General features: G+C 60.1%; 21 protein-coding genes. 14 read left to right on the top strand and 7 right to left on the bottom strand.

What is annotated here, in order from left to right; translation table 11 throughout:
- Positions 1-95: 95 nt before the first annotated feature.
- Entirely contained in the window at positions 96-2,018 is a 1,923-nt protein-coding gene (gene nosZ, locus PSH73_RS10510) for a TAT-dependent nitrous-oxide reductase (protein WP_057439642.1), read from the bottom strand.
- A gap of 38 nt (positions 2,019-2,056) precedes the next feature.
- Positions 2,057-4,237 (bottom strand): transcriptional regulator NosR, encoded by a 2,181-nt coding sequence (gene nosR / locus PSH73_RS10505; protein ID WP_057959815.1) that lies wholly within the window; start codon positions 4,235-4,237, stop codon positions 2,057-2,059.
- 221 nt (positions 4,238-4,458) lie between these two features.
- Between nosR and PSH73_RS10500 the strand changes: the two genes are divergently transcribed.
- The gene (locus PSH73_RS10500; RefSeq protein ID WP_305462421.1) at positions 4,459-5,250 is read left to right on the top strand and encodes a MipA/OmpV family protein; all 792 of its coding nucleotides are present in this window, start codon (positions 4,459-4,461) and stop codon (positions 5,248-5,250) included.
- A gap of 579 nt (positions 5,251-5,829) precedes the next feature.
- On the opposite strand, the gene PSH73_RS10495 is transcribed toward PSH73_RS10500, so the two are convergent.
- On the bottom strand, positions 5,830-7,110 hold the full coding sequence (locus PSH73_RS10495; RefSeq protein ID WP_057959816.1) for an ATP-binding protein: 1,281 nt from the start codon (positions 7,108-7,110) through the stop codon (positions 5,830-5,832).
- A gap of 4 nt (positions 7,111-7,114) precedes the next feature.
- Positions 7,115-7,822 carry a winged helix-turn-helix domain-containing protein gene (locus PSH73_RS10490; RefSeq protein WP_057439652.1) on the bottom strand — a complete coding sequence of 236 codons (708 nt, stop codon included), beginning with the start codon at positions 7,820-7,822 and terminating at the stop codon, positions 7,115-7,117.
- A 157-nt stretch (positions 7,823-7,979) separates the two neighbouring features.
- On the opposite strand from PSH73_RS10490, the gene PSH73_RS10485 reads away from it, so the two are divergent.
- On the top strand, positions 7,980-9,179 hold the full coding sequence (locus tag PSH73_RS10485; RefSeq protein WP_200656996.1) for an MFS transporter: 1,200 nt from the start codon (positions 7,980-7,982) through the stop codon (positions 9,177-9,179).
- Here the strand turns inward: PSH73_RS10485 and PSH73_RS10480 are convergent.
- Positions 9,135-9,737 (bottom strand): tRNA-(ms[2]io[6]A)-hydroxylase, encoded by a 603-nt coding sequence (locus PSH73_RS10480; protein WP_186625856.1) that lies wholly within the window; start codon positions 9,735-9,737, stop codon positions 9,135-9,137. The two genes, PSH73_RS10485 and PSH73_RS10480, sit on opposite strands and share 45 nt — an antisense overlap.
- Before the next feature lie 157 nt (positions 9,738-9,894).
- On the opposite strand from PSH73_RS10480, the gene PSH73_RS10475 reads away from it, so the two are divergent.
- Positions 9,895-10,761 (top strand): universal stress protein, encoded by an 867-nt coding sequence (locus PSH73_RS10475; protein ID WP_057439655.1) that lies wholly within the window; start codon positions 9,895-9,897, stop codon positions 10,759-10,761.
- 250 nt (positions 10,762-11,011) lie between these two features.
- Here the strand turns inward: PSH73_RS10475 and PSH73_RS10470 are convergent, their stop codons facing one another.
- On the bottom strand, positions 11,012-11,482 hold the full coding sequence (locus PSH73_RS10470; protein WP_057439656.1) for a DUF1289 domain-containing protein: 471 nt from the start codon (positions 11,480-11,482) through the stop codon (positions 11,012-11,014).
- Between the two features lie 395 nt (positions 11,483-11,877).
- Between PSH73_RS10470 and acnB the strand changes: the two genes are divergently transcribed.
- The 5 genes from acnB to PSH73_RS10445 all read left to right on the top strand — a co-directional run bounded on the left by acnB (position 11,878) and on the right by PSH73_RS10445 (position 18,444).
- A complete protein-coding gene (gene acnB / locus PSH73_RS10465; protein ID WP_057439657.1) occupies positions 11,878-14,487 on the top strand; it encodes a bifunctional aconitate hydratase 2/2-methylisocitrate dehydratase in 2,610 nt (869 codons plus the stop codon).
- Between the two features lie 315 nt (positions 14,488-14,802).
- A complete protein-coding gene (locus PSH73_RS10460; RefSeq protein WP_115128033.1) occupies positions 14,803-15,696 on the top strand; it encodes an alpha/beta fold hydrolase in 894 nt (297 codons plus the stop codon).
- A 25-nt stretch (positions 15,697-15,721) separates the two neighbouring features.
- Positions 15,722-16,993: a glycosyltransferase gene (locus tag PSH73_RS10455; protein ID WP_120732626.1), complete on the top strand. Its 1,272-nt coding sequence runs from the start codon at positions 15,722-15,724 to the stop codon at positions 16,991-16,993.
- A 119-nt stretch (positions 16,994-17,112) separates the two neighbouring features.
- Positions 17,113-17,838 carry an autoinducer binding domain-containing protein gene (locus PSH73_RS10450; RefSeq protein ID WP_057959820.1) on the top strand — a complete coding sequence of 242 codons (726 nt, stop codon included), beginning with the start codon at positions 17,113-17,115 and terminating at the stop codon, positions 17,836-17,838.
- Positions 17,839-17,865: 27 nt separating this feature from the next.
- Entirely contained in the window at positions 17,866-18,444 is a 579-nt protein-coding gene (locus PSH73_RS10445; RefSeq protein WP_057439660.1) for an acyl-homoserine-lactone synthase, read from the top strand.
- A gap of 42 nt (positions 18,445-18,486) precedes the next feature.
- On the opposite strand, the gene PSH73_RS10440 is transcribed toward PSH73_RS10445, so the two are convergent.
- Positions 18,487-19,764 carry an HAAAP family serine/threonine permease gene (locus tag PSH73_RS10440; protein WP_057439661.1) on the bottom strand — a complete coding sequence of 426 codons (1,278 nt, stop codon included), beginning with the start codon at positions 19,762-19,764 and terminating at the stop codon, positions 18,487-18,489.
- 237 nt (positions 19,765-20,001) lie between these two features.
- Here PSH73_RS10440 and PSH73_RS10435 point away from each other — a divergent pair, with 237 nt between their 5' ends.
- From PSH73_RS10435 to PSH73_RS10410, 6 genes are all read left to right on the top strand, one after another.
- Positions 20,002-20,196: a hypothetical protein gene (locus PSH73_RS10435; RefSeq protein ID WP_057439662.1), complete on the top strand. Its 195-nt coding sequence runs from the start codon at positions 20,002-20,004 to the stop codon at positions 20,194-20,196.
- A gap of 316 nt (positions 20,197-20,512) precedes the next feature.
- On the top strand, positions 20,513-21,007 hold the full coding sequence (locus PSH73_RS10430) for a DUF4822 domain-containing protein (RefSeq protein WP_057959822.1): 495 nt from the start codon (positions 20,513-20,515) through the stop codon (positions 21,005-21,007).
- Positions 21,008-21,086: 79 nt separating this feature from the next.
- The gene (locus PSH73_RS10425) at positions 21,087-21,518 is read left to right on the top strand and encodes a hypothetical protein (protein WP_057959823.1); all 432 of its coding nucleotides are present in this window, start codon (positions 21,087-21,089) and stop codon (positions 21,516-21,518) included.
- Positions 21,519-21,674: 156 nt separating this feature from the next.
- Entirely contained in the window at positions 21,675-22,628 is a 954-nt protein-coding gene (locus PSH73_RS10420) for a 2-hydroxyacid dehydrogenase (protein ID WP_170060710.1), read from the top strand.
- Positions 22,629-22,757: 129 nt separating this feature from the next.
- Entirely contained in the window at positions 22,758-23,825 is a 1,068-nt protein-coding gene (locus tag PSH73_RS10415) for a phosphotransferase family protein (RefSeq protein WP_057444053.1), read from the top strand.
- 17 nt (positions 23,826-23,842) lie between these two features.
- Positions 23,843-24,610, top strand: coding sequence for an SDR family oxidoreductase (locus PSH73_RS10410; protein ID WP_057439666.1), 768 nt, complete (start codon positions 23,843-23,845; stop codon positions 24,608-24,610).
- The last annotated feature ends 33 nt before the right edge of the window (positions 24,611-24,643 follow it).

Raw genomic sequence — 24,643 nt, 5'->3', positions numbered from 1 at the left:
CTTGCCTGCGATGGCGGTGTACCAGCCACCAAAAACAGTGGCTGAACCGCCGCTATCGCGGGCAAGCCCGCTCCCACATTGGTTGGTGCTCGCCGTTAAGTGCGCTCGACCAACATCCGCCCCACCATCTCCATATGCAGCGCATGGCAGAACCAGCTGCAGTAGTACCAATGCAGCCCCGGTTTATCGGCAATGAAGGTGATGGAAGAGGTCTGCTGCGGGCTGATTTCCATGCTCACGCCATGGTTGGTCATGACAAAGCCGTGGGTCACGTCCTCGATCTGGTCGATGTTGGTGATGGTCACAGTGACCTCATCGCCATGCTTGACGGTGAACTCCGTCAGGCCATAGGTCGGCGCCATGGACGTCATGTACACCCGCACTTTCTTGCCGTCGCGGATCACCTTGTTATCGGTCTCCAGCTTGATCCCGTCCTTGGCCGCAATGGCCACGGTTTCGGCGAAGAAGGGGTCGTTGCGTTCCCAGATTTTCTTGGTCTTGATCTGGTCGCGCCGCGCCATCACACAGTCATGGGGTTCGGCGAAGGTCGGGCCGTCGTGGACCAGTTTCATTTCATCGCCCGAGATGTCGATCAACTGGTCGTTTTCCGGGTGCAGCGGGCCGGTCGGCAGGAAGCGGTCCTTGGAGAATTTGCTCAGGACCACCAGCCATTGGCCGTCGGCATCCCGGGTCTCGGTGAGCGAGGCATGGTTGTGGCCGGGTTGGTAGTGCACATCGAGCTTCTGCTTGATGTAGTTGACCTTCTCGCCGCCGTAGGCGCGGATGGCTTCGGCGATGTTCCACTTGACCACCTGGCTGTCGATAAACAGCGTGGTGTAGGCAAAGCCCCGGCCATCGTAAGTGGTGTGCAGCGGGCCCAGGCCCAGTTCCGGCTCGCCGACCACCACGCCGCGCGGGTCTTTGATCTTGTCGCTGAACAGGTCGTCGAGCTTGTCGATGGCAATGATGGTGCAGGTCGGCGACAGCTTGCCGTTGGCGATAAAGTACTTGCCGTCCGGCGAGGTGTTGCAGCCGTGGGGGTTCTTCGGCACCGGGATATAGCGGGTGAATTCGCTGTCCTTGCCATCATCGCCCTTGCGCCCGTCCACCACCGGCACCTTGACGCCGTCGAGGTTGATGAACTTGCCGGCCTTGATAGCCGCCTCGATGCGCGGGATGTTGAACACCACCACCCAGTCGCGCTCGTTGCGCATCATGCCGCCCAGGTCGGAGGCTTTCTCCGAGTTGTAGCAGGTGGCCGCCGCGTATTTGCCGGTGTAGTCCATGTCGGCGTTGTCGAGGTTGCCGTCAACGATGACCTGGAAGGCCATTTCCATCTTCTCGGCGTCGATCGCGTTGAACATGGTGAAGCTGTTCTTGTCCTGCAGGTCGAAGGTGTGGCCGTCATTGGGGTGCGGGATGATGAACTCGGCGTTGCAGAACACGTACTTGGTGTACGGCACCTTTTGCAGGCGCAGGCCGTGGATCGCCTGGGCGTTGGGCACGGTGACGATCTTGTCGCACTTCATGATGTCCAGGCGGATCCGCGCCACGCGGGTGTTGGCCTTGTCGTTGATGAACAGGTATTTGCCGTCGTAGCGGCCATCGGTGGTGGACAGGTGCGGGTGATGGCAATCGCCGTTCTGGTACTTGGCGCCCTCGCCCAGGATGCGCTTGCTCTCGTTGGTCAGGCCCCAGCCGGTGGCGGAATCGACGTTGAACACCGGGATACGCATCAGTTCACGCATCGACGGCACACCGAGTACCCGCACCTCACCCTGGTGGCCGCCGCTCCAGAAACCGTAGTACTGATCCAGCTCCCCTGGGCCCACATGGATCTTCGACTTGGCTTCTTTGGCCGCCGCCGCAAAGGACTCGCGGGTAAACACCGTACCACCGAGGGCCGAGGCCCCTGCCAGCACCGCGCCGGTGACTGCGCCGGTGCCAAGGAAGCCACGCCGGCTCATGCCTTCAGGTTCCGGGGTGGCCCCGGCTTTTTTCGATTCACTGTCGTTCATGATGTGCTCCAGATGGGAAAAGTGAGTGCCCAAGGCCGTCATTCAGGCACCGCCACCTGCACCACCGGGATCAATTGCCCAGTGGCGGGTGCGGCCTTGTTGCGTTTCTTGCGCTTGTTGATCAGTGGCGGGCATTTGTGGTCGTTGTGCCAAGTCATCTGGCAATCCAGGCAGTAGTGGCATTCATTGGCGTTGATATGGCCGTCAGGGTGAATCGCCTGGATTTCGCATTCCTTGGCGCACAACTGGCACGGATCGCCACACTCTTTGCGCCGTTTGAGCCAGTCGAACAGCCTGAACTTGCTGGGGATCGCCAGCGCGGCGCCCAGCGGGCAGATGTAGCGGCAGTAGACTTTGCGCGTGAACAGGTTGATCACCAGCAGCGCCACCGCGTACAGCACGAACCACCACTGGCGGTCGAAATGCAGGGTGATGGCGGTCTTGAACGGCTCCACTTCGGCAAACCGCTCGGCGGTGGCCATCGACTCCAGCGACAAGCCAAACAGCCCCAGCAGGATCAAATACTTGATCGCCCACAGCCGCTCATGCACGGCAAACGGCAGCTCGAACTGGCGCACTTTGAGCCTGCGCGCCGCCTCATTGATCAGCTCCTGCAGCGCCCCGAACGGGCACAACCAGCCGCAGAACACACCTCGGCCCCACAGCAGGATGCTGGCGGCGGTGAATACCCAGAGCATGAAGATCAGCGGGTCGGTGAGGAACAGCTCCCAGCGGAACTGCTGGAACAGCGCATGCACAAAGGTCAGCACATTGACCACCGACAGCTGCCCCAGGGCGTACCAGCCGATAAACACCACGGTAAACAGCAGGTAGCCACGGCGTACCCAATGCAACAGGCGCGGGCGCCGGGCCAGGCTGTCCTGCAAAAACAGAATCACCGTCAGCAGTACCAGGGCTGCGCCCAGGATCAGGATCTGCACGTGTTTCTGGTACCAGATCGTCAGCCACATCGGCCGATTCGCTTCGTCGATGGCAGCCTGCTCGGCGGCAGTCGGCAACGGGCGCTCCAGATACGCCTCGGGCATCTGGTAGGGCAATTCAAAACTGCTGAAGGTGCCGCTGACCGGGCCGGTCTGGCGCCGTACCAGCAGTTCCAGGGTCCAGGCCGAGCCAGGGTCGAACCCGGCCTGGGGGCGCACGATAAACACCGACATCTCGTCGAACTCGGGCATGCCCTCGGCGAACACGTCATACAGGCGCTGGTGGTCCATATCGCGGAAGCTGATGACATTGCCGAACTGGCGCAATTGCACCCGATCAAAAATCCCGCCGCGCACGTAGCCCGAGCCCTTGAACGAAAACAACCCACGCCCCAGCACCGCAATGGCCTGCTCGCCGGGCTTGAGGCCCTGCATCAGCACCCGGTATTGCGCGTCGCCCAACAGGTTGCGGCCGATGGTCGGCGCGTTGAGATCGGCCACATACAGGTCAATAAAGGTCTCGTCGACCTGCCCCGGCCCCGCCACTTCCACGCCTTCGGCCTCGGTGCCCTTGAAGGCCGCGTCTACTTGCCCGCGCGTCAGGTGCAGGCGGCGCACCGCGCCGTTGCCGGTCAACTGCGCCCAGTTGGCCGGCTCGAACAGGTCAGCGCGCACCAGCGCGACTTTCTGCGCGGTACTGGCCTTGTCCTCGATCAGCTTGAGCGACACCGCCACCTCGTGGGCGGCGCGCATGATCACCTCATTGACCACCATGGCCGTGACAGTAGCGCCGGCCACCGCATCCACAGTCACCGCCTGGCTGTCGCTGGAGTGCCCCACCACCACCCGTTGCTTGACGTTGATCCCGCTGTAGCGGGCGGTGAAGTCATGCAACTTGGCCTCGGGAATGCCGATCAACAGAATCGGCTCGTGGTGCTCCAGCACATAGGCATCACGGATCACCCCGGCCGGGTCGAGGATCACCTGGGTGTTGATCGGTTTGCCGGAGTACGCCGGGATATCCACCACGTCCAGGCTCTGGAACACATAGCCGATGACCGCGCCGTTGGCCGACAGCGTGCGCACCTTGAACTTGCCTTCGGCGGCGGAAATGGCGTCGGTCTGCGGGAAGATCTTGTCGATGCGCTGTTGTTCAATCGCGCCGTAGGACTTGGCCTGGGCCGGGCCGGCCAGGCTGAACAGCAGCACCAGGACAACCAACCAGGTGACGGGACTTGCGGCCAGTGTAGCGAGGGTCGAGGGCTTGGTGCGGTTCATGGGCTCACTGACTTCAACGGCCGGAATATGAAGTCGATGGTAGGTGGCAGCTGGCCAGTGAGCCCTTGATTGAAATCAAGTCTGGGGGCGGTGCGGCGTTTGGGCGCTGGGCGTTGCGCCCCCACTTAACAGTCTTTGACAGTTTCCCGACAAAGCTGTCAAAGACCCCTGCCCACGCCGTCCCTAGGATTTGAGCCTTCCTTGGAATGACGAAGGCCATCATGCGTTCAAAAACGATTTACCTCGCTGCCACTTCTGTGTGCCTGATCACCTGCACCCAACTGTCAGCCGCCGCCGACTGGCAATACAGCCTGCAAGCCGGGGCGGCCAGCCTGCCGCGTTACAGCGGCAGCAATGAGCGTATGACCGCGCCATTGCTGGGCGCAAACGTCGTCAGCCCATGGGGGATTTTTCTCGATACCAACAAAGGGCTGGGCTGGGGTTATGAGGATGACAACCTCAGTTTCAGTGCCTATGTCGGCGCCAGCACTGCGCGCAAGGACCAGAAGAAAAGCACCAGCCTGGGCTCCGACCGGCTCAAGGGCATGGGCCAAATCAAGTCGCGACCGCAGTTCGGTGTGAGTGCCAGCTACACCTTGGGCACGGCCGTGCTGGGCGCGACCCTGGAGCATGCGCTGGAGCAAGACGATAAAAAAGACAGCGGCAAGGCGTTTACCTCCCTGGAGCTGAGCATTGGCACCAACCTGTATGACGGTGACTACGGCACCGTGGACGCCAGCCTCAATAGCCTCTTTGGCGATGGCAACTATGTGCGCACCTGGTACGGCGTCACCCCCGGCCAGGCCCAGCACAGCCGCTTTCGCGCGTATGACGCCAAGGGTGGGATGGTCAGCCGGGGCTTGAACCTCGATTGGAGCGTGCCGCTGGGCGACCACACAACCTTCTCTACCTTGCTGGATGTGCAGTATTTGTCGGGGGATGCCGGCAAAAGCCCGATTGTGGAACGCCGGATGCAAACCTCGGTGATGGGTGTGCTGAACTACAGCTTTTGATTTGCAAACCCGATCAGACAGGGGGGGGCTGGCTTGCCGGTCGCTCCATTACTGCGATGGTCATTCGCTCTTTTTGGGTTGTTGGGGGGGGGGGGGTGTACATATCCGTTGCTGCGGTCACGGCGGCTATTGGTTCCGCCCTTACGGCGGCTCACTTTGGAGAAGCGCCAAAGTAAGCAAAACGCTTTTGCCCCACCACTCGGTGCCTCGCCTAGGCTCGGCATGCCCGCAGTCAGGCATTGCTCCGTGGGCCCGCCGCGATCGGCCATCCATGGCCGTGTCGCGGCTACCCGGCATCCATGCCGGGGTGCCCACTGCGCAATACCTGCCTGCGGCCATCGTGGTTTAACGGGGCGCCTGAGATCAAGATCAAAAGCAGAGCAACAGCAAAGCCAGAGCGCGAAGCTGCATTCCCCTGTGGGAGCTGGCTTGCCTGCGATGGCGGCCCAATAGATCGCCACAGAGTGTCAGGTACCCAACGTCATCGTTTACGACCATCGCAGCGAGGCGGCGACCCGACTAGCCAGCTTCCACACCCGCCAGCCCCCACATTTACAACCTTTATGAGTTTGCAAAAGGTTAGTCGGCGTACGCCCAAGTCATCCGGAACGACGCCCCGCCCCACTGCGAGTCCAGCACCTGCACCTGCCCGCCATGCCACTGGCTGACCCGCTGCACCAGCGCCAGGCCCAGGCCAAAGCCGCCGGTGCGGCGGTCGCGGCTGGCGTCCAGGCGCATAAAGGGTTGGAAGATTTTCTCCCGGCCGTCCTCGGGTACGCCGGGACCGTCGTCGCAGACGCGTACTTCATAACCACTGCCGAACTTGACCAGCGACACCTCGACCCGATGCTCGGCGTAACGAATGGCATTGCGCAGCAGGTTGATCACCGCGCGTGCCATAAACCGCGGTTCGATCTGGATGAAGTCGACTTCACAGGCACCCAGGGACAGTTGCACGCCTTCGGCCTCGGCTTCCAGGGCCACACTGCCGATCACACTGTCGAGCCAGCTGTGGGCCTCGATGTTCTCGCGGGTGACCTGTGTCGCGCCACGTTCAAGGCTGGCGTAGGTCAACAGTTCGGAAACCATGTCCTCCAGTTCGCCTAGGTCGGCGTACATATCGCCGATCAACGCGCGGCTCTGGCGCGGATCGGCCTCCTGTTTGAGTTGGTCGAGTTCAAACGACAAGCGTGCAATCGGCGTGCGCAGTTCATGGGACACCGCATTGGTCAGCTCGCGCTGGTTGGCGATCAGGTGTTCGATGCGCTCGGCCATCTGGTTGAAGTGCCCGGCCAACTCGCGCACGCTCGAGCGCCGTGGCAGGAGGATGCGCGAACCCAGGTCATTGTCACCAAATCGCTGGGCCGCCAGGCGAATATGCTCCAAGTCGCGCCAGTGCGGGCGCACCCAGAAATACAGGACAATCGCCAGGCACAGGCCCAACAAGCTATAGGCCCACAGGTACAGCCAGCGCGGCTCCACCGGCAGCTTGATCTGAAGCAGCTGCGCGCCACCGTCGATTTCGGTGATGAACTCCATAAAGTCGCCGCGCACCACCAACTTGCCGTCAGTCAGCAATTGTTGCTCGCGGGAGGTGAGTGCCGCAGCGTCCCGGGCAATCAAGGCCAGGCGCAGGCCATAGTGCTGCTGCAGCTCGGCCAGGCGTGCTTCGCGGGCCGCGCCAGCGGGCAGCGGGCGCAACTGCTCCACCAGGCCGTAGGCCGGGCCGCGCATGGCTTCGCGGTTGTAGGTTTCGTTGGCTTCGGGCAGCAATTCGTCGAAGGTGTAGTTCACCAGCCAGATTGCCCCGGCCAGGCCCAGGGCCAGGATGATGTACAGACGCAGAAACAGGCGCAGCATCGGGCTAGGCCTCCCAGGCAAACGGGTTGAACAGGTAGCCCTTGCCCCAGATGGTCTTGATGCACACCGGCTCGCGGGGGTTGTCATTGAGCTTGTTGCGCAGCTTGCTGATATACACATCGACACTGCGGTTGAGCCCATCGAAGGCGATCCCGCGCATGCGGTTGAGGATATCGTCCCGCGAGAGGATCTTGCCCGCGCTGCTGGCCAGCAGCCACAGCAGCTCGAACTCCATGGTGGTCAGGTCGATCTTCTCGTCACCCAGGCTTACCCCCCGACAACTGCGGTCAATCGCCAGTTGGCCGAACGCCAGGGAACCACGCACCGTCGGCTCGGGCAGATGGCGGCGCTGCAAGGCGCGCAGGCGTGCCAGCAACACCGGCGGCTTGATCGGTTTGATCACATAGTCATCGGCGCCGGATTCCAGGCCGAGGATATGGTCCAGGTCGTCTTCCTTGGCGGTGAGGATCACGATGGGGGTGTCGGACACATTGCGGATCTCGCGACACACATGCAGGCCGCTCTGGCCCGGCAGCATCAGGTCGAGCACGACAATCTTCGGTTTGAACGCCAGGAACACCGCCAACGCCTCATCGCCCCGGTGCACCACGCGCACTTCAAAGCCATGCTGTGACAGAAAATGCGCGATCAGCCCTGCCAGCTTCTCATCGTCCTCAACGAGTAGGACCTTGCCCAGACCCAGGTTTTCCATACGTTCTCAGTGTGCAAAAGCGGATTGAAGAGCGAGCATTATAGGTGGCAAGCTGTCCGGCAAAAGCGCCTGGCCAGCAGCGGCTGACGAAGCTTCATGTTTTTAAGAGTTTTTAACAATTAGCCTGCAATGTTTAACGCCACCCACAGGGAGTTGTATGCGCAAGGATTACCTGGCGTTCTTTGTTTCGCTGTTCCTGTCCCGGCTGGCGGACCAGATTCTGCTGTTTATCGTGCCGCTGATCGTATTTCAGACCACCAACAGCGTAGCGTGGGCCGGGCTGGCGTTCTTTATCGAGTCGCTGCCGCGATACCTGGCGTTCCCGGTGTGCGGGGCATTGTGCGACAAGTTTTCGCCCGTGCGCATCCTGCATATCAGCCAGGCCTACCGGGCGCTGGCATGCCTGGTGGCCGTGGCGCTGTACGCGATGTTCGGCGGCATCCATTGGCTGGTGATCCTGTCGGCGCTGTGTGGAGTGCTGACGACCCAGGGCATCATGGCGCGAGAAGTCGTCATGCCGCATATTTTCAAGCATTACACCTACGCCAAGACCCTCTCCTACTCGCAAATCGCCGACCAGAGCGGCCTGGTGCTAGGGCCACTGATTGCTGCACTGATGCTGGAGGTGTGGGCCTGGCATTGGGTGGTGCTGGGGATTGCCGGGCTGTTTGTGCTGGCAGACCTGGCAATGCTGGTCTGGCAGCGCACTACCACGGTGAATCTCGAAAACCACGCGCAACACCGGGATATCTGGCTGCAACCGCTACGCATCGCGCTCGGGCATATCCGTAACCTGGCGGAGCTCAAGCGCATTATCGCCCTGGCAGTCGGCGTGAATTTGATCATTGGCGTGACGCTGGCCACCTCCGCCGCCATGGTGACCGGCCTCTACGCGGCCGACAAGGATGCCTATGCACTGCTGCAGGCCGCCGGTGCGGTGGTGACCATCGTCATCCTGTTTTACCTGGCGCGCTCGAGCCTGGCGTTGAAAGTGCTGGGCGGGCTGTCGTATTCGGTGATTGCGCTCGGGGCATTGATCATGGCGATCAGTCCCAACCTCTGGCTGTACACCCCGGGTTTTCTGCTGGTCACCGGTTTCGACAAGATGTTCAACGTGTACATGCGCAGCACCCGTCAGCGGGTCATTCCCGTGCAGGATTTCGGCAAGACGGTGGGCGTGATCACCTTGCTCAATAACCTCGCGCAGCCATTGGCGGGCCTGGCAATTGCCGTGCTGGCGGCACCTTTTGGCACGCAAACGGTGATCCTGCTGCTGACCGGGATCACCGCGCTGATCGGCGTGGCCGTGGCCTCAGGCTGGCACGCCACTGTGAAAGCGGAACTCGATATCGGGTGATTCGATCAATTCCTGCTCGGCCGCCCTCACCCGCTCGATGACCTGGGCAACATCCTTGGCATCACCGTATTGATAGGCCAGCTTCAGATAGCCCTGGAAATGCCGTGCCTCGCTTTTCAGCAGACCAAAGTAGAACTTGCCGAGTTCTTCGTCCAAATGCGGCACCAGTGCTTCGAAACGCTCGCAACTGCGCGCTTCGATAAACGCCCCGACCACCAGGGTGTCCACCAGCTTCACCGGTTCGTGGCTGCGTACCACCTTGCGCAAACCCGAGGCATAGCGGCTGGCATGCAGCTGGCGCAGCTCGATCTTGCGCTTTTTCATCAGGCGCATGACTTGCTCATGGTGCACCAGCTCTTCGCGGGCCAGGCGCGACATCATGTTGATCAGGTCGACATGGGAGTGGTACTTGGCAATCAGGCTCAAGGCCGTGCTGGCGGCCTTGAATTCGCAGTTTTTATGGTCGATCAGCAGGGTTTCCTGGTCGGCCAGTGCGGCCTGGACCCAGGTATCAGGGGTGCGGCAACCGAGGAAGTCATGGATTTCGGGCAGGTTCATCGGGCTCACGGGCAAAGGGTCACAAAAGGCCGCCGATTATACCGACCCCGCCGCAGACCACCAGTCACGGGGCTTGATGTGCATCAACATGCTGTACGGCGGGCAACAACTATAGTTGTTCGAAGCCTTGCCCTTCCCACCCTTGGAGATCTCGCTCATGAACGAAATTGGCAAAATCCTGGTGATCATTGAGCCCGAACACTCGGAAAGCCTGGCCCTCAAGCGCGCCAAGCTGATCGCCGGGGTGACAGGCGCTCATTTGCATCTGCTGGTGTGCGATAAAAAGCATGAGCATTCGGCGCTATTGGCCTTGCTCAAAGAGCAATTGTCGGCCGATGGCTACAACGTCACAACCGAACTGGCCTGGAACAACAACCTGCACGAAACCATCATCGGTGTGCAGCAGGCCGAAGGTTGCGCACTGGTGATCAAGCAGCACTACCCCGACAGCCCGCTGAAAAAGGCCCTGCTGACGCCGGCGGACTGGAAACTGCTGCGCTTGTGCCCGGCCGCTGTGCTGTTGGTCAAGACCGCGACCCCATGGACCGACGGGGTGATCCTGGCGGCCATCGACGTGGGCAACCTGGATAACGAACATAAAGACCTGCACGCGGCCATCATCGACCATGGCTTTGACATCGCCAGCCTGGCCAAGGGCCAGTTGCATGTCATCAGCGCCCATCCCTCGCCCATGCTGTCGGCAGCCGATCCGGTGTTCCAGCTCAAGGAAACCATCGAGGCGCGCTATCGCGAGCAGTGCAAGGCGTTCCAGGCCGAATTCGACATTGACGACAGCCGCCTGCATATCGAAGAAGGCCCGGCGGATGTGCTGATCCCTCATACCGCCTATAAGTTGAGGGCGGCCGTCACGATCATTGGCACCGTGGCACGCACCGGGATTTCCGGGGCGCTGATCGGCAATACGGCGGAAGTGGTGCTGGATGCGCTGGAGAGCGATGTGCTGGTGCTCAAGCCCCAGAGCATCATCGACCACCTGGAGGAACTGGCCAGCAAGGCACAGTGAAGATCAGACATGTGCGAGCGGGCTTGCTCGCGATAGCGGTGAGTCAGTTGATACATCCCTGACTGAACTGGCGCTATCGCGGGCAAGCCCGCTCCCACAAGGGATCTTGGCAGGGCAGGATATTTTGGCCACACCCCAGAACAAAAGTGGGAGCTGGCTTGCCTGCGATAGCGGTGGGTCAGTTGATAGATGCCTGACTGACACGCCGCCATCGCGGGCAAGCCCGCTCCCACATGTTGATCGGCGACAGTCAGTGACCTAGTGCATCCTTGAGGAAGCCAGGGGCGATATAGCGCTGGTAATGCGCCTCGGACAGGATAAAAAACTCCCGATCAATGGCATCACGCAGTTCCGGCAGGTTCCAGTCGCGAAACTCCGGCATCAGCACCATGCCATAGGCTTCCAGGTTGTTGATCACCCGCGCGCCCCGGGCGATCAACTGGTAGGCCCAGCAGTATTCGGACTGGTGCGGCACAAAGCGGATTTTTCGCTGTTCGAGTTGCCAGCGCAGCCGTTTGGGGTCGAATACTTCCAGCTTGCCCGCCATGACCTGCACCAGCAGTTGCTCAAGCCGCAGCCATACTGCGCGTTTTTCTTCCTCGCCATAGCCGTTCCACTGGATCACTTCATGGTGGAAACGCTTGCAGCCGCGGCACACGAGATCGCCGTAAACCGTGGAGCACAGGCCGATGCAGGGGGTCTTGATGGTTTGGTTGGGCATGGGTGACAACGCACAAATCAGCGAAACAGTGGCCCATGTTAGCCCTTTGTCTAAGGTTCATCACCCTGCAAACTTGCTGCGGCAACTTACCTTTAGAAATTTTTTGCCGTAGAATCATCCGGCCTTGTAAGGCGCCAAATAATCCGTTGGAAGCTGTTTTCAAAGCGTCACGAGCACAGTCGTTCCTTCAGAACGGTGTTGGCGCTGGTTATTTACCCTCCAAATGACCAGCACCAACCCTCATCAGCTCCGTTCTGCAGGCGTAAAACTTTGAAAGCAGCTTCTGTGAGAAATGCCGGCAGCGCTGGCTCTACGGCCCAAAAAGCCCCCGAGCGCATGCGTGCCGTGCATGTCTGGATGAGCGTCCCGTGGGACCACTGATGAGGGTAATAACTGTGCTTGAAGCCTACCGCAAACATATCGAAGAGCGTGCAGCCCTGGGTATCGTTCCCCAGCCGCTAAACGCCGAACAAACCGCAGGCCTGGTCGAGCTGCTGAAAAATCCCCCGGCTGGCGAAGAAGAGTTTCTCGTTGACCTGATCACCAACCGCATTCCACCAGGCGTTGACGAAGCTGCCTACGTCAAGGCCGGTTTCCTGTCTGCCCTGGCCAAGGGCGAAGTGTCTTCCCCCCTGATCGACAAAAAGCGCGCGGTTGAACTGCTTGGCACCATGCAAGGCGGCTACAACATCGTGACCCTGGTCGAGCTGCTGGACGACGCTGAACTGGCCGCCGTTGCTGCTGCCCAGCTCAAGCACACCCTGCTGATGTTCGATGCATTCCACGACGTCGCGGAAAAAGCCAAGAACGGCAACACGCACGCCAAGGAAGTGATCCAGTCCTGGGCCGACGGCGAGTGGTTCAAGAACCGCCCGACCCTGGCCGACAAGATCAGCCTGCGCGTGTTCAAGGTCACCGGCGAAACCAACACCGACGACCTGTCCCCTGCTCCCGATGCCTGGTCCCGTCCTGACATCCCGCTGCACGCCCTGGCCATGCTGAAAATGGCCCGTGAAGGCATCGTGCCGGACGAGCAAGGCAAGACCGGCCCGATGAAGCAGATCGAAGAAATGCGCGGCCAGGGCTTCCCGATCGCTTACGTCGGTGACGTGGTCGGTACCGGTTCGTCCCGTAAGTCGGCAACCAACTCGGTGCTGTGGTTCTTCGGCGACGACGTCCCGTACGTGCCTAACAAGCGCGCTGGTGGCTTCTGCTTCGGCAGCAAGATCGCTCCCATCTTCTACAACACCATGGAAGATGCTGGCGCACTGCCAATCGAATTCGACGTCACCAACATGCACATGGGCGACGTGATCGACCTGTACCCGCATGCTGGCAAAGTCTGCAAACACGGCACCGACGAAGTCCTGACCACCTTCGAAATGAAGACCCCGGTCCTGTTGGACGAAGTCCGTGCCGGCGGCCGTATCCCGCTGATCATCGGCCGTGGCCTGACCGACAAGGCTCGCGCTGAGCTGGGTCTTGGCCCTACCGACCTGTTCAAGCTGCCTGAAGCACCGGTCGACACTGGCAAGGGTTTCACCCTGGCCCAGAAAATGGTCGGCAAGGCCTGCGGCCTGCCGGAAGGCAAAGGCGTTCGTCCAGGTACCTACTGCGAACCGAAGATGACCACCGTGGGTTCCCAGGACACCACCGGTCCAATGACCCGTGACGAACTGAAAGACCTGGCGTGCCTGGGCTTCTCCACCGATCTGGTGATGCAGTCCTTCTGCCACACCGCGGCCTATCCAAAGCCGATCGACGTGACCACCCACCACACCCTGCCTGACTTCATCATGACCCGTGGCGGTGTATCGCTGCGTCCAGGCGACGGCATCATCCACAGCTGGCTGAACCGCATGCTGCTGCCGGACACCGTGGGTACCGGTGGTGACTCCCACACCCGTTTCCCGATGGGCATTTCGTTCCCGGCCGGTTCTGGCCTGGTAGCGTTCGCCGCAGCCACTGGCGTAATGCCACTGGACATGCCTGAGTCGATCCTGGTGCGTTTCAAAGGCAAGATGAAACCTGGCATCACCCTGCGTGACCTGGTTCATGCCATTCCTTACTACGCAATCCAGTCCGGCCTGCTGACCGTTGAGAAGAAAGGCAAGAAAAACGCCTTCTCCGGCCGCATCCTGGAAATCGAAGGCCTGAACGACCTGACGCTGGAGCAGGCTTTCGAGCTGTCCGACGCCTCGGCCGAACGTTCGGCTGCCGGTTGCACCATCAAGCTGTCGAAAGACTCCGTCACCGAGTACCTGAACTCCAACATCACCCTGCTGCGCTGGATGATCGGTGAAGGCTACGGTGATGCGCGTACCCTGGAACGTCGTGCCCAAGCGATGGAAGCCTGGGTTGCCAACCCTGAGCTGATGGAAGCCGATGCCGACGCAGAATACGCCGAAGTCATCGAGATCGACCTGGCCGAAATCAACGAGCCAATCCTCTGCGCGCCAAACGACCCGGACGACGCCCGTCTGCTGTCCAGCGTCGCTGGCGAGAAGATCGACGAAGTGTTTATCGGTTCGTGCATGACCAACATCGGTCACTTCCGCGCTGCCGGCAAGTTGCTGGAACAGGTCAAGGGTCAGCTGCCAACCCGTCTGTGGCTGTCGCCGCCGACCAAGATGGACGCTCACCAACTGACCGAAGAAGGCTACTACGGCATCTACGGCAAGGCTGGCGCGCGCATGGAAATGCCGGGCTGCTCGCTGTGCATGGGTAACCAGGCACGTGTTGAGCCGAATTCGACCGTAGTGTCGACTTCGACCCGTAACTTCCCGAACCGTCTGGGTGATGGCGCGAACGTCTACCTGGCATCGGCCGAGCTGGCGGCAGTCGCCTCCACCCTGGGTCGCCTGCCGACCGTCGAAGAGTACATGGGCTACGCAGCGAAACTGGACACCATGGCCAGTGACGTCTACCGCTACCTGAACTTCGACCAGATCGCCGAGTTCCGTAAAATCGCAGCAAGCGCCAACATTCCGGTGGTTCAAGCCTAACGGTGTGTTGATGTGAAGAACGCCGCGTATCGCAAGATACGCGGCGTTTTTTTATGCCTGGGAAAATCTGCCGGGCACTGGCTGTCGACGGCCTTTCTCCAACGACCTACCAGATCAGGTAGTTGTCCCGCCGCGCCTTGAAGGCCGAAACTCTCTACACCCTGATGCCCGCGTCATGGGATCCGCCTGCTTTGGATGTACTCGCGCTGTATGCCGTACGACTTCTAATAAAAACAGCCAAGCCTCGTCGTCGATGCCCGTACCCGGTGGCAGGGGCGCTCTCACCCGTTTTTAAGTGCTTAATGGAGGTGTGTTATGTGGCGCAATCAATATGTGATCAAGAACGTCTTCAAGGACTATGCGGTGTCGGTGGAACAAATCGGCGATGCCCCCGATAAAAAGAATGTGCTGCTGGTCAATGGCGCCATGGCCACAACCTCGGCCTTTGCCCGTACCAGCAAGTGCCTGGCCGAACACTTCAACGTGGTGCTGTTTGACTTGCCATTCGCCGGAAACTCCCGGGCTCACAACCCGAATCGGTGCCTGGTGACCAAGGACGATGAAGTCCAGATCCTGCTGGCCTTGATCGAAGGCTTCAATATTCACCATCTGGTTTCCGCATCCTGGGGCGGCCTGTCGACCTTGCTGGCCCTCGCCCAGAAGCCGGACAACGTCGAAAGCTCGGTGGTGATGTCATTCGCTCCCGGCCTCAATGGCCCGATGCTCGACTACGTCAGCGGCGCCCAGGCACTCATGGCTCGGGATGACAACGCAGGCATCGGGCACTTGCTCAACCAGACGCTGGGCAAGCACCTGCCGCCCCGCCTCAAGAGTGCCAATCAACAGCACATGGCGCAGTTGATCAACGCCGAGCAGCATCAGGCGCGATTCCATATCGACCAGGCCCTCAAGCTCAATGAAGGGGCGTACCTGCCCCAGCTTTCGAACATCGACAGCCACGTGCACTTTTTGAACGGTGCCTGGGACGAATACACCAGCGCCATGGACGTGCAGCGCTTCAAGCAGTACATCCGCGACTGCAGCTTCTCCACGGCCGAGAGCAGCGGGCACTTTCTGGATCTGGAATCCAGGGCTGCGGCCAACGGCGTGCACCGCGCGTTGCTCGGCCATTTGCTGACGCATCGCGACGCCCGGCCAGAGGCGTTTTGCATGGCGCCCCCTCACCGAGCGCAGTTGAGCTTCGCCTGAGCACTTTTGAACAAGGATGTGGATGATGCGAGTAATCATGATTGCCATCGGTTCGGCCGGTGACGTTTTTCCCTTTATCGGCCTGGGCGCAGCACTGACCCTGCGCGGTCATAAGGTGACCTTGTGCAGCATGCCGGCGTTTCAACACACCATCGAGGCCCGGGGCCTGGACTTCGTGCCGTTATGCGATGAGGCGACCTATAACGCTGCCATGGGCGATCCCCGCCTGTGGGATCCGAAGACTTCCTTCAGCGTGTTGTGGCAAGCCATCGCAGGCCTATTAGAGCCGGTCTACGATTATGTAACCGCGCATAACACTGACGATAGGGTAGTGGTCGGCTCGCTGTGGGCCCTGGGTGCACGTATTGCCCATGAAAAATACGGTTTCCCTTACCTCTCGGTCCAAGTGTCCCCTTCAACCCTACTGTCGGCACATTTACCGCCTGTACACCCCACTTTCAATGTGTCACGTCGCCTGCCCTTGACGGTGCGCAAATTGCTCTGGCGCGGGATCGAATACCTGAGCCTGGACCGGACCTGTGCCCCACAAATCAATGCCCTGCGCCGCAAACACGGATTGCCGGGCGCGGTGAAGAACATCTTCAGCCAATGGATGCATGCCCCCCAAGGCGTGATTTGCCTGTTCCCCGAATGGTTCGCCCCCGTCCAGCAAGACTGGCCGCAGCCCCTGTACATGGCTGGCTTCCCACTGTTCGATGGTGGCACCCTGGGGCTCGATGAACAGACCCGGGCCTTCCTCGATGCCGGACCGCCCCCCGTGGTTTTCACCCAAGGCTCCACTGAGCACTTTGACCAGCAGTTTTATCACTTCGCCCTGGAAGCGCTGCACAGGGTCGGCGCACGCGGTATTTTTCTGACCGGTGATCGGCCGGTGACCAGCGATTTGCCGCCCACGGTGATGCAACGTCCGTTTTTGCCGATGAGTTCGCTGCTGCCCCGCGCAGCCGGGCTGGTCCACCCCGGCGGCATTGGCGCCATGAGCCTGGCGCTGGCTGCCGGCATCCCACAGATTGTCCTGCCGATCGCCCATGACCAGTTCGATAACGCCGAACGACTGGTGCGCATGGGGTGCGGGATGCGTCTTGCCCTGCCCTTGGACAGACAAGACCTGCAAGGGGCGATCACAGCGCTGCTACACGACACCCGGTTGCAACAGGCCTGTGCTCGGGCGAGCAGCCTGATGCCCGCCGATGCGGCGGCCTGTGAAACAGCGGTCAAGGCCATTGAACAGTGCCACGCGCACCATTCAATACCTCGCCTGCGCCAAGCGTCATAAACACCGGCCTCTTGGGCAAAAGTGCCGTGCCAGAGCCGTCGGCAAAGCACCGGAAAAGTTTGACAGAAAGATCACGTGGGCTAGATTGCCAAAGGTTCCAGGAATCGAGGCGACTGTCCATGGAGAAGGAAAACGACCTCATCCGCTGGTGGAATCGCTTGCGGATAGAGATGCTCAAGCAACAGGGAGGAGCACAAGTGTTCGCGCTGCTGGAGCGGGAAGTGTTGCAATTGGGGTTCGAGTATTACGCCTATGCCGTACGCCACCTGACCCCTTTTACCCGACCAAAAACCGAGATTCACGGCTCTTACCCCGAAAGGTGGCTGGAACATTACCAGGAGCAAAACTACGCGGCTGTCGATCCGTCGATCCTCAGTGGCTTGCGTTCCACCGAGATGGTGCTGTGGAACGACGCACTGTTTGAAAACAGCCGCAAGCTATGGCTGGAAGCTCGGGACTGGGGTCTGTGCATCGGCGCCACGCTGCCGATTCGCAGCCACGATCATTCGCTGCGGGTACTGTCCGTGGCCCGGCGCCAGGATCCTATTTCGCGGGCTGAAAGCGACGAAATTCAATTGCGCCTGCGCTGCATCCTCGAACAGGTGACGCTGCGCCTGACAGATCTGGGCCATAACGAACGCGCCCACCCGTCGGTCTGCCTCAGCCTGCGTGAGCGGGAAATTTTGCAATGGACCGCCGACGGCAAGAGTTCAGGCGAGATCGCGCTGATCCTGACCATCTCCATCAACACGGTGAACTTTCACCTCAAGACCATCCAGAAGAAATTCGGCGCAGCCAACAAGACACTGGCGGCTGCCTATGCCGCCGCACTGGGCCTGATCTAGGCCCGACGATCACGATAAGGACATCCAATGATCAGCATCATCACCCGCCATCACCATGAACTGTCTGCAGCCCTTGAGGACGACCTGGGCCGCTATCGACACGAAGTGTTCATCGAGCAACTGGGTTGGCAGCTGGACTCCACCCACGCCCGGCCCCAACGCGAATTCGATCAGTTCGACCAGGCCGACACGCGCCATATCCTCGCCCTGGACACAAAAGGCCAGGTCTGCGGTTGCGCACGGCTGTTGCCGACCACCCAACCTTATCTACTGTCGGAAGTCTTCGGGTTTCTGTGCGACCAGCCAAGCCCGCGCAGCCGTGACACCTGGGAAGTGTCGCGTTTTGCCGCCCGCGCCCTGGAGAAAGGAACCCTACCGATGCGCGTCTGGTGGAACAGCCTGCACCATGCCTGGAGCCACGGCGCTAATCAGGTGGTGGCAGTGACCACTCCAGCGCTGGAGCGTTATTTCCTGAAAAATGGCGTGCAATTGAGTCGCCTCGGCGCCCCGCAACGCGTGAACAACGACCATGTGGTAGCACTGAGTTTTCCGGCCTGGCAGAAAAACGGCCGAATCGCGCTGCACGCTGATTCGGCCGTTGCCTAGCTAGAGATATGAGTAACGCCGAGGTCGCCGGCGCTGATCACATCAAGGGATCAGCGAGTAAATCAGCGAGGAGATGGCGACCAGGCCGACCAGGGTCACGAACACATTGGACATCTGCCCACGGTACTTGGCCATGGCCGGCACCTTGCGGATTGCGTACATCGGCATCAGGAACAGGATCGAAGCAATGATCGGCCCACCCAGGGTCTCGATCATCCCCAGGATGCTCGGGTTCAGGGTGGCGATGATCCAGCACACCACCAGCATAAAGCCAGCAGTCATGCGGTCCAGGGCCTTGGCGCCCGGGCGGCGGCCGCTCTTGACGATCAGGCCCTTGAGGCCTTCGCTGGCGCCGATGTAGTGGCCCAGGAAGGACTTGGCAATCGCCACAAACGCAATCAATGGCGCGGCAAAGGCGATGGTCGGGTTATCGAAGTGGTTGGCCAGGTAAGACAGGATCGACAGGTTCTGCGCCTTGGCTTCGGCCAGTTGGGCCGGTGACAGGGTCAGCACACAGCTGAACACGAAGAACATCACCATCGCCACCATCAACAAGTGGGCACGGGACAGGATCTGCGAGCTGCGCTCTTCGGCGTGGGCGCCGTACTGGCGTTTCTGGTCAACGGCGAAGGCCGAGATGATCGGCGAGTGGTTGAACGAGAACACCATCACCGGAATCGCCAGCCACAGGGTGTGCAGCAGCGCCGACGGTGCCGGAACGGTGCTGGCCGTGCTGAGGATGCCGCCATTCCAGTGCGGAACCAGGTACACCGCCAGAAACAGCAAGGCAACAATAAACGGATAGACCATCAGGCTCATGGCCTTGACGATCACCTGCTCGCCGCAACGCACCACGGCCAGCAGGCCCAGGATCAGCACAAACGACAGCAGCGCCCGTGGCGGTGGCTCGATGTGCAGTTGGTGCGACATAAAGCTTGCGACGGTGTTGGTCAGCGCCACGCTGTAGATCAGCAGGATCGGGAAGATCGCAAAGAAGTACAGCAAGGTGATCAAAGCACCGGCCTTGATGCCGAAATGCTCTTCAACCACCTCAGTGATGTCTGAGCCCGCACGCCCCGACAGCACAAAGCGGGTCAGGCCACGGTGTGCGTAGTAGGTCATGGGGAACGCCAACAGCGCGAGGATCAGCAACGGCCAGAAGCCGCCCAGGCCTGCGTTGATGGGCAGAAACAAGGTGCCGGCGCCAATCGCCGTGCCGAACAGGCCAAGCATCCAGGTCGTGTCCTGGCGGCTCCAGCCCGTGAGGGTTACAGGTGTCGTTGCGTAGCGTTCATCGACGCTATTGGCCTGATCATTCATCCGCTCGGTTCTCCACTTTCATACGATCGCGGCGAGTCAGAAAAACCTGACAGGCAGCGCCACGACCGTAACAGGGGCGCGATTGTCCGGGATTCACTTGAATAAGCAAAGACTTAGCTGAGGAATGGTTGTACGGAGCAGAGCCAGTCGATTGACCACAAATTGTTGGAATCAGGAACGTTACGCCCCCATCGCCCACTCAATGCAAGCTCTACTACAAAACCTGGAGATTCAAGCATGACGACTTCAAGCCTGAACATTTTCAACGCTGGCCAGTTGGTCGATAGCGTATCGACCCACATCGCCGATCAAATCGCCGCCCAAGACAAGCCCAAGCAACAACAGTCTGACACCTTCACATTCAACGGCATTGAATACGCCGCCGCGCCCAAGCCTCGCAACACACTGATACCCACCCCGCGAATCGGCTAAAGATTGGCGAAACTGAGGAATGGGGGTGGCGCAAATGCGTTTAATCAGGCAACAACTATATAGATAGCCGCCCCTTTAAACATAAAATTTATATACCTATCGCAATCTATATCTCACCAGCTTATTTGTAGGAATCCCCCTACTTCACAGCGAGCATTTGAATATTTTTTAAATGATTGCCCATGGATTTGTTACAAACATATACCCAGGCATTGATAGCACCTGCCAGCACATTTATATTCCGTCACTGCCGGGCCCAAGCAATACCCAACCAAATACAAGAATAAAAACCCATGCCCCATGTAGGAATTATCTAATGCGAAAATGCCATGCCGTTTTTACAGGTCTACTTCTCGCTGGACTGCTCGCTCCACTTTCCAGCCAGGCACAATCGACAAACTCCGACATCCGCGCACTCGCTTCTTCGCCCCAGTGGCTGACCACCAAAGTCTATATAGAAGGCGCCCCGCAAATTGACGTCAAGGACAAGTATCCGGGCGTGGTTGGCATCTCCATGTGGGACCCCGAGCGTAATCGCTATGAGTTTTTCTATGCCGACACCGGGCTGTCAAAGTATGACAATGGCGGTGGCGGTTACTTTCTGGTCACAGGCGACAAAACCACCCATATCCTGGTACCAGACAAGGGCCCTGCCAGAACAGTGGTCAGGCGGCTTGAGGTCCTCAACAACCAAGAGTTCACCTATTCGCGGGAAGTGCCCCGGGACATGGTCGAGACCAACGAGAAAGTTCGTATCTACGTGGTCCATGCGCCTTACAACGGGCCGATCAAAACCTCCACCTCCCACTGAGTATTCTTGACCTGCCAGATACCATCAGGCTTTGACTACTTACTTCAAAAATCCATAAAACAATAAAAAGACGCCTCTTATGAAAACTCAACTCAAGTCGTTATTAATATCCACCGTATGGTTGTCCGCCCTTCTTTCCAGCGGCGCCAATGCGCAACCCTCAGCCCCCGCGACAGCAAAAATACCGCACGCCACACCCGAAAATGCAATTATGTTGACGGTATTTCTCAAACATGATCAATCCCGCCCATTAAGCGAACTAAGGGCGCAACTCGCCAAGCAGGATTTCTACAAAGTATTTCCACCGGAGGGAGTAGAAGTCGTCAGTTGGAACATCACCATGGGAATCGGCCAAGTCATCGTCCTGCGCCTACCCGCCTCTCGGTTGTCAGCGGTCAATCTGGCACTGGAAAATGCTGCATGGGGCACCTACCGGACCGAGTTTTTCCCCACCTATGATTTCCGGGAAATCGCCCAGGCAGAACAGAACAAGGTAAGACAAACCCAGTAACGCCCCCCACGAATGCCCAGCGTCTGCAGCCTGCGCCGACGCTGGCATCCCCATGCCAAGGCCTCCCATCGAGGAAGCATCTTTCATCTGCGGGCATTCGTACTACAAAAAATACCGCATACTCCAGAGATCAAACCCCACAACAAGAGCTGCCCCATGCCCGCCACTGTTCTGGTCCTGGTTGAAACCATCAATGAATACCTGCCCATCATCGAGAGCAACGACTTTCATGTGATTCTGGCGCCAACCCCCGCAGAACGCGCCCAGGCGATCAAGACCCATGGCGGGCAGATCCGTGCCGTGCTGACCCGTGGCCCACTGGGGTTGTATGCCGAGGAGATCGCCGCCCTGCCACTGCTGGAAATCATCTGCGTGATCGGTGCCGGCTATGAGCATGTCGATCTGCAGGCGGCGAGCAATCGCAAGATTGTGGTCACCAACGGTGCCGGGGTAAACGCGCCCTCAGTGGCCGACCACGCCATGGCCTTGTTGCTGGCGCTGGTACGCGGCATTCCCCAGACAGACGCGGCCGTGCGACGTGGCGAATGGCCCAAGGTGATGCGCCCGTCCCTCGCCGGCAAACAGCTGGGCATCCTCGGCCTCGGCGCGGTAGGCCTGGAGATCGCCAGGCGCGCCGCCCTCGGGTTTGGCATGGAAGTCAGTTATCACAACCGCCAGCCCCGCGATGACGTGGACTACACCTACTGCGCCAGCGCCGTGGAACTGGCGCGTAACTCGGACTTCCTGGTGCTGGCCACCCCCGGCGGCGTCGGCACGTACCACCTGATCGACCGCCAGGCCCTGGACGCCTTGGGACCCCACGGCTACCTGGTGAACATCGGCCGCGGCAGCGTGGTGGTGACCGCCGACCTCGTCGCCGCCCTTGAGCAACGCCGTATCGGCGGCGCGGCCCTGGATGTGTTCGACGACGAGCCCCAGGTGCCCGACGCCCTCAAGCGCCTGGGCAATACGGTGCTCACCTCCCATGTCGCTGGCCTGTCGCCCGAAGCGGCCCATGACACCGTGCAAAGGGTCGCCGAAAACCTCGTGGAACACTTCGCCGGGCGCCAGGTACTCACACCGGTTGCCTTGCCCCCGCCCGAAAAATGACCGATCAGGCACGCTGATTGTCGTCCAACACGCTAGCCTATTAAGCCACCACAGCCTTGTGGCAGGTTGGCTGTGCGCATTAGATTAGCCAATAGTCCAAGGCCTCAAGAATAAGCAAAAGGGATAAGCATGGCGCTCAATGACCAATCCACCCAGATTCGCCCAGGCGAAGAACTGGATGCCAGCCTCATCGACCCCTACCTCAAGGCCCATATCCCAGGCCTGAGTGGCAGCGCCAGAATCAGCCAGTTTCCAGGCGGCGCCTCCAACCTGACCTACCTGCTGGAATACCCCGAACAGGAATTCGTCCTGCGCCGCCCACCGTTTGGCCACAAGGCCAAGTCGGCCCATGACATGGGCCGTGAGTTCCGCATCCTCAACCAGCTCAAGGATGGCTTCCCCTATTGCCCCAAAGCCTACGTGCACTGCACCGACGAATCGGTGATCGGCGCCGAGTTTTACGTGATGGAACGGGTCAAGGGCATCATCCTGCGCTCGGACCTGCCGCCGGAGCTGGGCCTGGACGCGGCGCGCACCGAAGCCTTGTGCAAGAGCTTTATCGACAAGTTCGTCGAACTGCACCAGGTCGACTACAGCGCGTGCGGCCTGGCCGACCTGGGCAAGCCTGAAGGTTATGTGCAACGCCAGATTCGCGGCTGGAGCGAGCGCTACGAAAAAGCCCTGACCCCCGACGCCCCGAAATGGGAAGCCGTGCGTGCCTGGCTCAACGACAAGATGCCCGCCGATCATCCGACCTCGAGCATCGTGCACAACGACTATCGCTTCGACAATGTGATCCTCGACCCCAACAACCCGATGCAAATCATTGGCGTGCTGGATTGGGAGCTGACCACCCTGGGCGACCCGCTGATGGACCTGGGCAACAGCCTCGCCTACTGGATCGAAGCCGCCGACCCGGCGCCCGTGCAACTGATGCGCCGCCAACCGAGCAACGCCCCCGGCATGCTGACCCGCCGCCAGTTTGTCGATTACTACGCCGAGCGCTCCGGCATCCAGATCGACAATTTCGACTTCTACTACACCTACGGCCTGTTCCGTCTGGCCGGCATCGTGCAGCAGATCTACTACCGCTTCTTCCATGGCCAGACCCAGGACAAACGTTTCGCGCAGTTCATCCACATGAACACGCTGCTGGAACAGATGAGTCTGAACGTCATCCACAAATCCACCCTCTGACCCGACAAGGAACCCCCATGTCCAAGACTCATCTGTTCGACCTCGATGGCAAGATCGCGTTTGTTTCCGGGGCCAGCCGTGGCATTGGTGAGGCCATCGCCAAGCTGCTGGCCCAGCAAGGTGCCCACGTGATTGTCTCGAGCCGCAAGATCGACGGCTGCCAGCACGTGGCCGATGCAATCATCGCCGCCGGCGGCAAGGCCACGGCCATTGCCTGCCACATCGGCGAGATGGAGCAGATCAGCGAGGTGTTTGCGGGCATTCGCCAGCAGTTCGGGCGCCTGGACATCCTGGTCAACAACGCCGCGACCAACCCCCAGTTCTGCAACGTGCTGGACACCGACCTCGGCGCGTTCCAGAAAACCGTCGACGTGAACATCCGTGGCTACTTCTTCATGTCAGTGGAAGCCGGCAAGCTGATGCGTGACAACGGTGGCGGCAGCATCATCAACGTGGCCTCGATCAACGGCATTTCCCCGGGGCACTTCCAGGGCATCTACTCGGTGACCAAGGCCGCCGTGATCAATATGACCAAGGTGTTTGCCAAGGAATGTGCGCCGTTCGGCATCCGCTGCAACGCCCTGCTGCCGGGCCTGACCGACACCAAGTTTGCCTCGGCCCTGGTGAAGAACGAGTCGATCCTGAACATGGCCCTGGCCCAGATCCCACTCAAGCGCGTGGCCGACCCCAGCGAAATGGCCGGCGCGGTGCTGTACCTGGCCAGCGATGCCTCGACCTACACCACGGGCGTTTCGCTGAATGTGGACGGTGGCTTCCTCTCCTGACCCACGCTTGTGTGGGAGCGGGCTTGCTCGCGA

Origin of the sequence: Pseudomonas sp. FP2294, assembly GCF_030687625.1 — a bacterium.
Taxonomy (GTDB): Bacteria; Pseudomonadota; Gammaproteobacteria; order Pseudomonadales; family Pseudomonadaceae; genus Aquipseudomonas; species Aquipseudomonas shahriarae.
The sequence above is the reverse complement of the archived record's forward strand: the minus strand, read 5'-3'. Positions and strand labels throughout refer to the sequence as shown.

What these genes read in the sequence shown, in the direction of transcription:
- nosZ (WP_057439642.1), bottom strand. Translation starts at nt 2,018, where the DNA reads ATGAACGACAGTGAATCGAAAAAAGCCGGGGCCACCCCGGAACCTGAA.
- nosR (WP_057959815.1), bottom strand. Translation starts at nt 4,237, where the DNA reads ATGAACCGCACCAAGCCCTCGACCCTCGCTACACTGGCCGCAAGTCCC.
- PSH73_RS10500 (WP_305462421.1), top strand. Translation starts at nt 4,459, where the DNA reads ATGCGTTCAAAAACGATTTACCTCGCTGCCACTTCTGTGTGCCTGATC.
- PSH73_RS10495 (WP_057959816.1), bottom strand. Translation starts at nt 7,110, where the DNA reads ATGCTGCGCCTGTTTCTGCGTCTGTACATCATCCTGGCCCTGGGCCTG.
- PSH73_RS10490 (WP_057439652.1), bottom strand. Translation starts at nt 7,822, where the DNA reads ATGGAAAACCTGGGTCTGGGCAAGGTCCTACTCGTTGAGGACGATGAG.
- PSH73_RS10485 (WP_200656996.1), top strand. Translation starts at nt 7,980, where the DNA reads ATGCGCAAGGATTACCTGGCGTTCTTTGTTTCGCTGTTCCTGTCCCGG.
- PSH73_RS10480 (WP_186625856.1), bottom strand. Translation starts at nt 9,737, where the DNA reads ATGAACCTGCCCGAAATCCATGACTTCCTCGGTTGCCGCACCCCTGAT.
- PSH73_RS10475 (WP_057439655.1), top strand. Translation starts at nt 9,895, where the DNA reads ATGAACGAAATTGGCAAAATCCTGGTGATCATTGAGCCCGAACACTCG.
- PSH73_RS10470 (WP_057439656.1), bottom strand. Translation starts at nt 11,482, where the DNA reads ATGCCCAACCAAACCATCAAGACCCCCTGCATCGGCCTGTGCTCCACG.
- PSH73_RS10460 (WP_115128033.1), top strand. Translation starts at nt 14,803, where the DNA reads ATGTGGCGCAATCAATATGTGATCAAGAACGTCTTCAAGGACTATGCG.
- PSH73_RS10455 (WP_120732626.1), top strand. Translation starts at nt 15,722, where the DNA reads ATGCGAGTAATCATGATTGCCATCGGTTCGGCCGGTGACGTTTTTCCC.
- PSH73_RS10450 (WP_057959820.1), top strand. Translation starts at nt 17,113, where the DNA reads ATGGAGAAGGAAAACGACCTCATCCGCTGGTGGAATCGCTTGCGGATA.
- PSH73_RS10445 (WP_057439660.1), top strand. Translation starts at nt 17,866, where the DNA reads ATGATCAGCATCATCACCCGCCATCACCATGAACTGTCTGCAGCCCTT.
- PSH73_RS10440 (WP_057439661.1), bottom strand. Translation starts at nt 19,764, where the DNA reads ATGAATGATCAGGCCAATAGCGTCGATGAACGCTACGCAACGACACCT.
- PSH73_RS10435 (WP_057439662.1), top strand. Translation starts at nt 20,002, where the DNA reads ATGACGACTTCAAGCCTGAACATTTTCAACGCTGGCCAGTTGGTCGAT.
- PSH73_RS10430 (WP_057959822.1), top strand. Translation starts at nt 20,513, where the DNA reads ATGCGAAAATGCCATGCCGTTTTTACAGGTCTACTTCTCGCTGGACTG.
- PSH73_RS10425 (WP_057959823.1), top strand. Translation starts at nt 21,087, where the DNA reads ATGAAAACTCAACTCAAGTCGTTATTAATATCCACCGTATGGTTGTCC.
- PSH73_RS10420 (WP_170060710.1), top strand. Translation starts at nt 21,675, where the DNA reads ATGCCCGCCACTGTTCTGGTCCTGGTTGAAACCATCAATGAATACCTG.
- PSH73_RS10415 (WP_057444053.1), top strand. Translation starts at nt 22,758, where the DNA reads ATGGCGCTCAATGACCAATCCACCCAGATTCGCCCAGGCGAAGAACTG.
- PSH73_RS10410 (WP_057439666.1), top strand. Translation starts at nt 23,843, where the DNA reads ATGTCCAAGACTCATCTGTTCGACCTCGATGGCAAGATCGCGTTTGTT.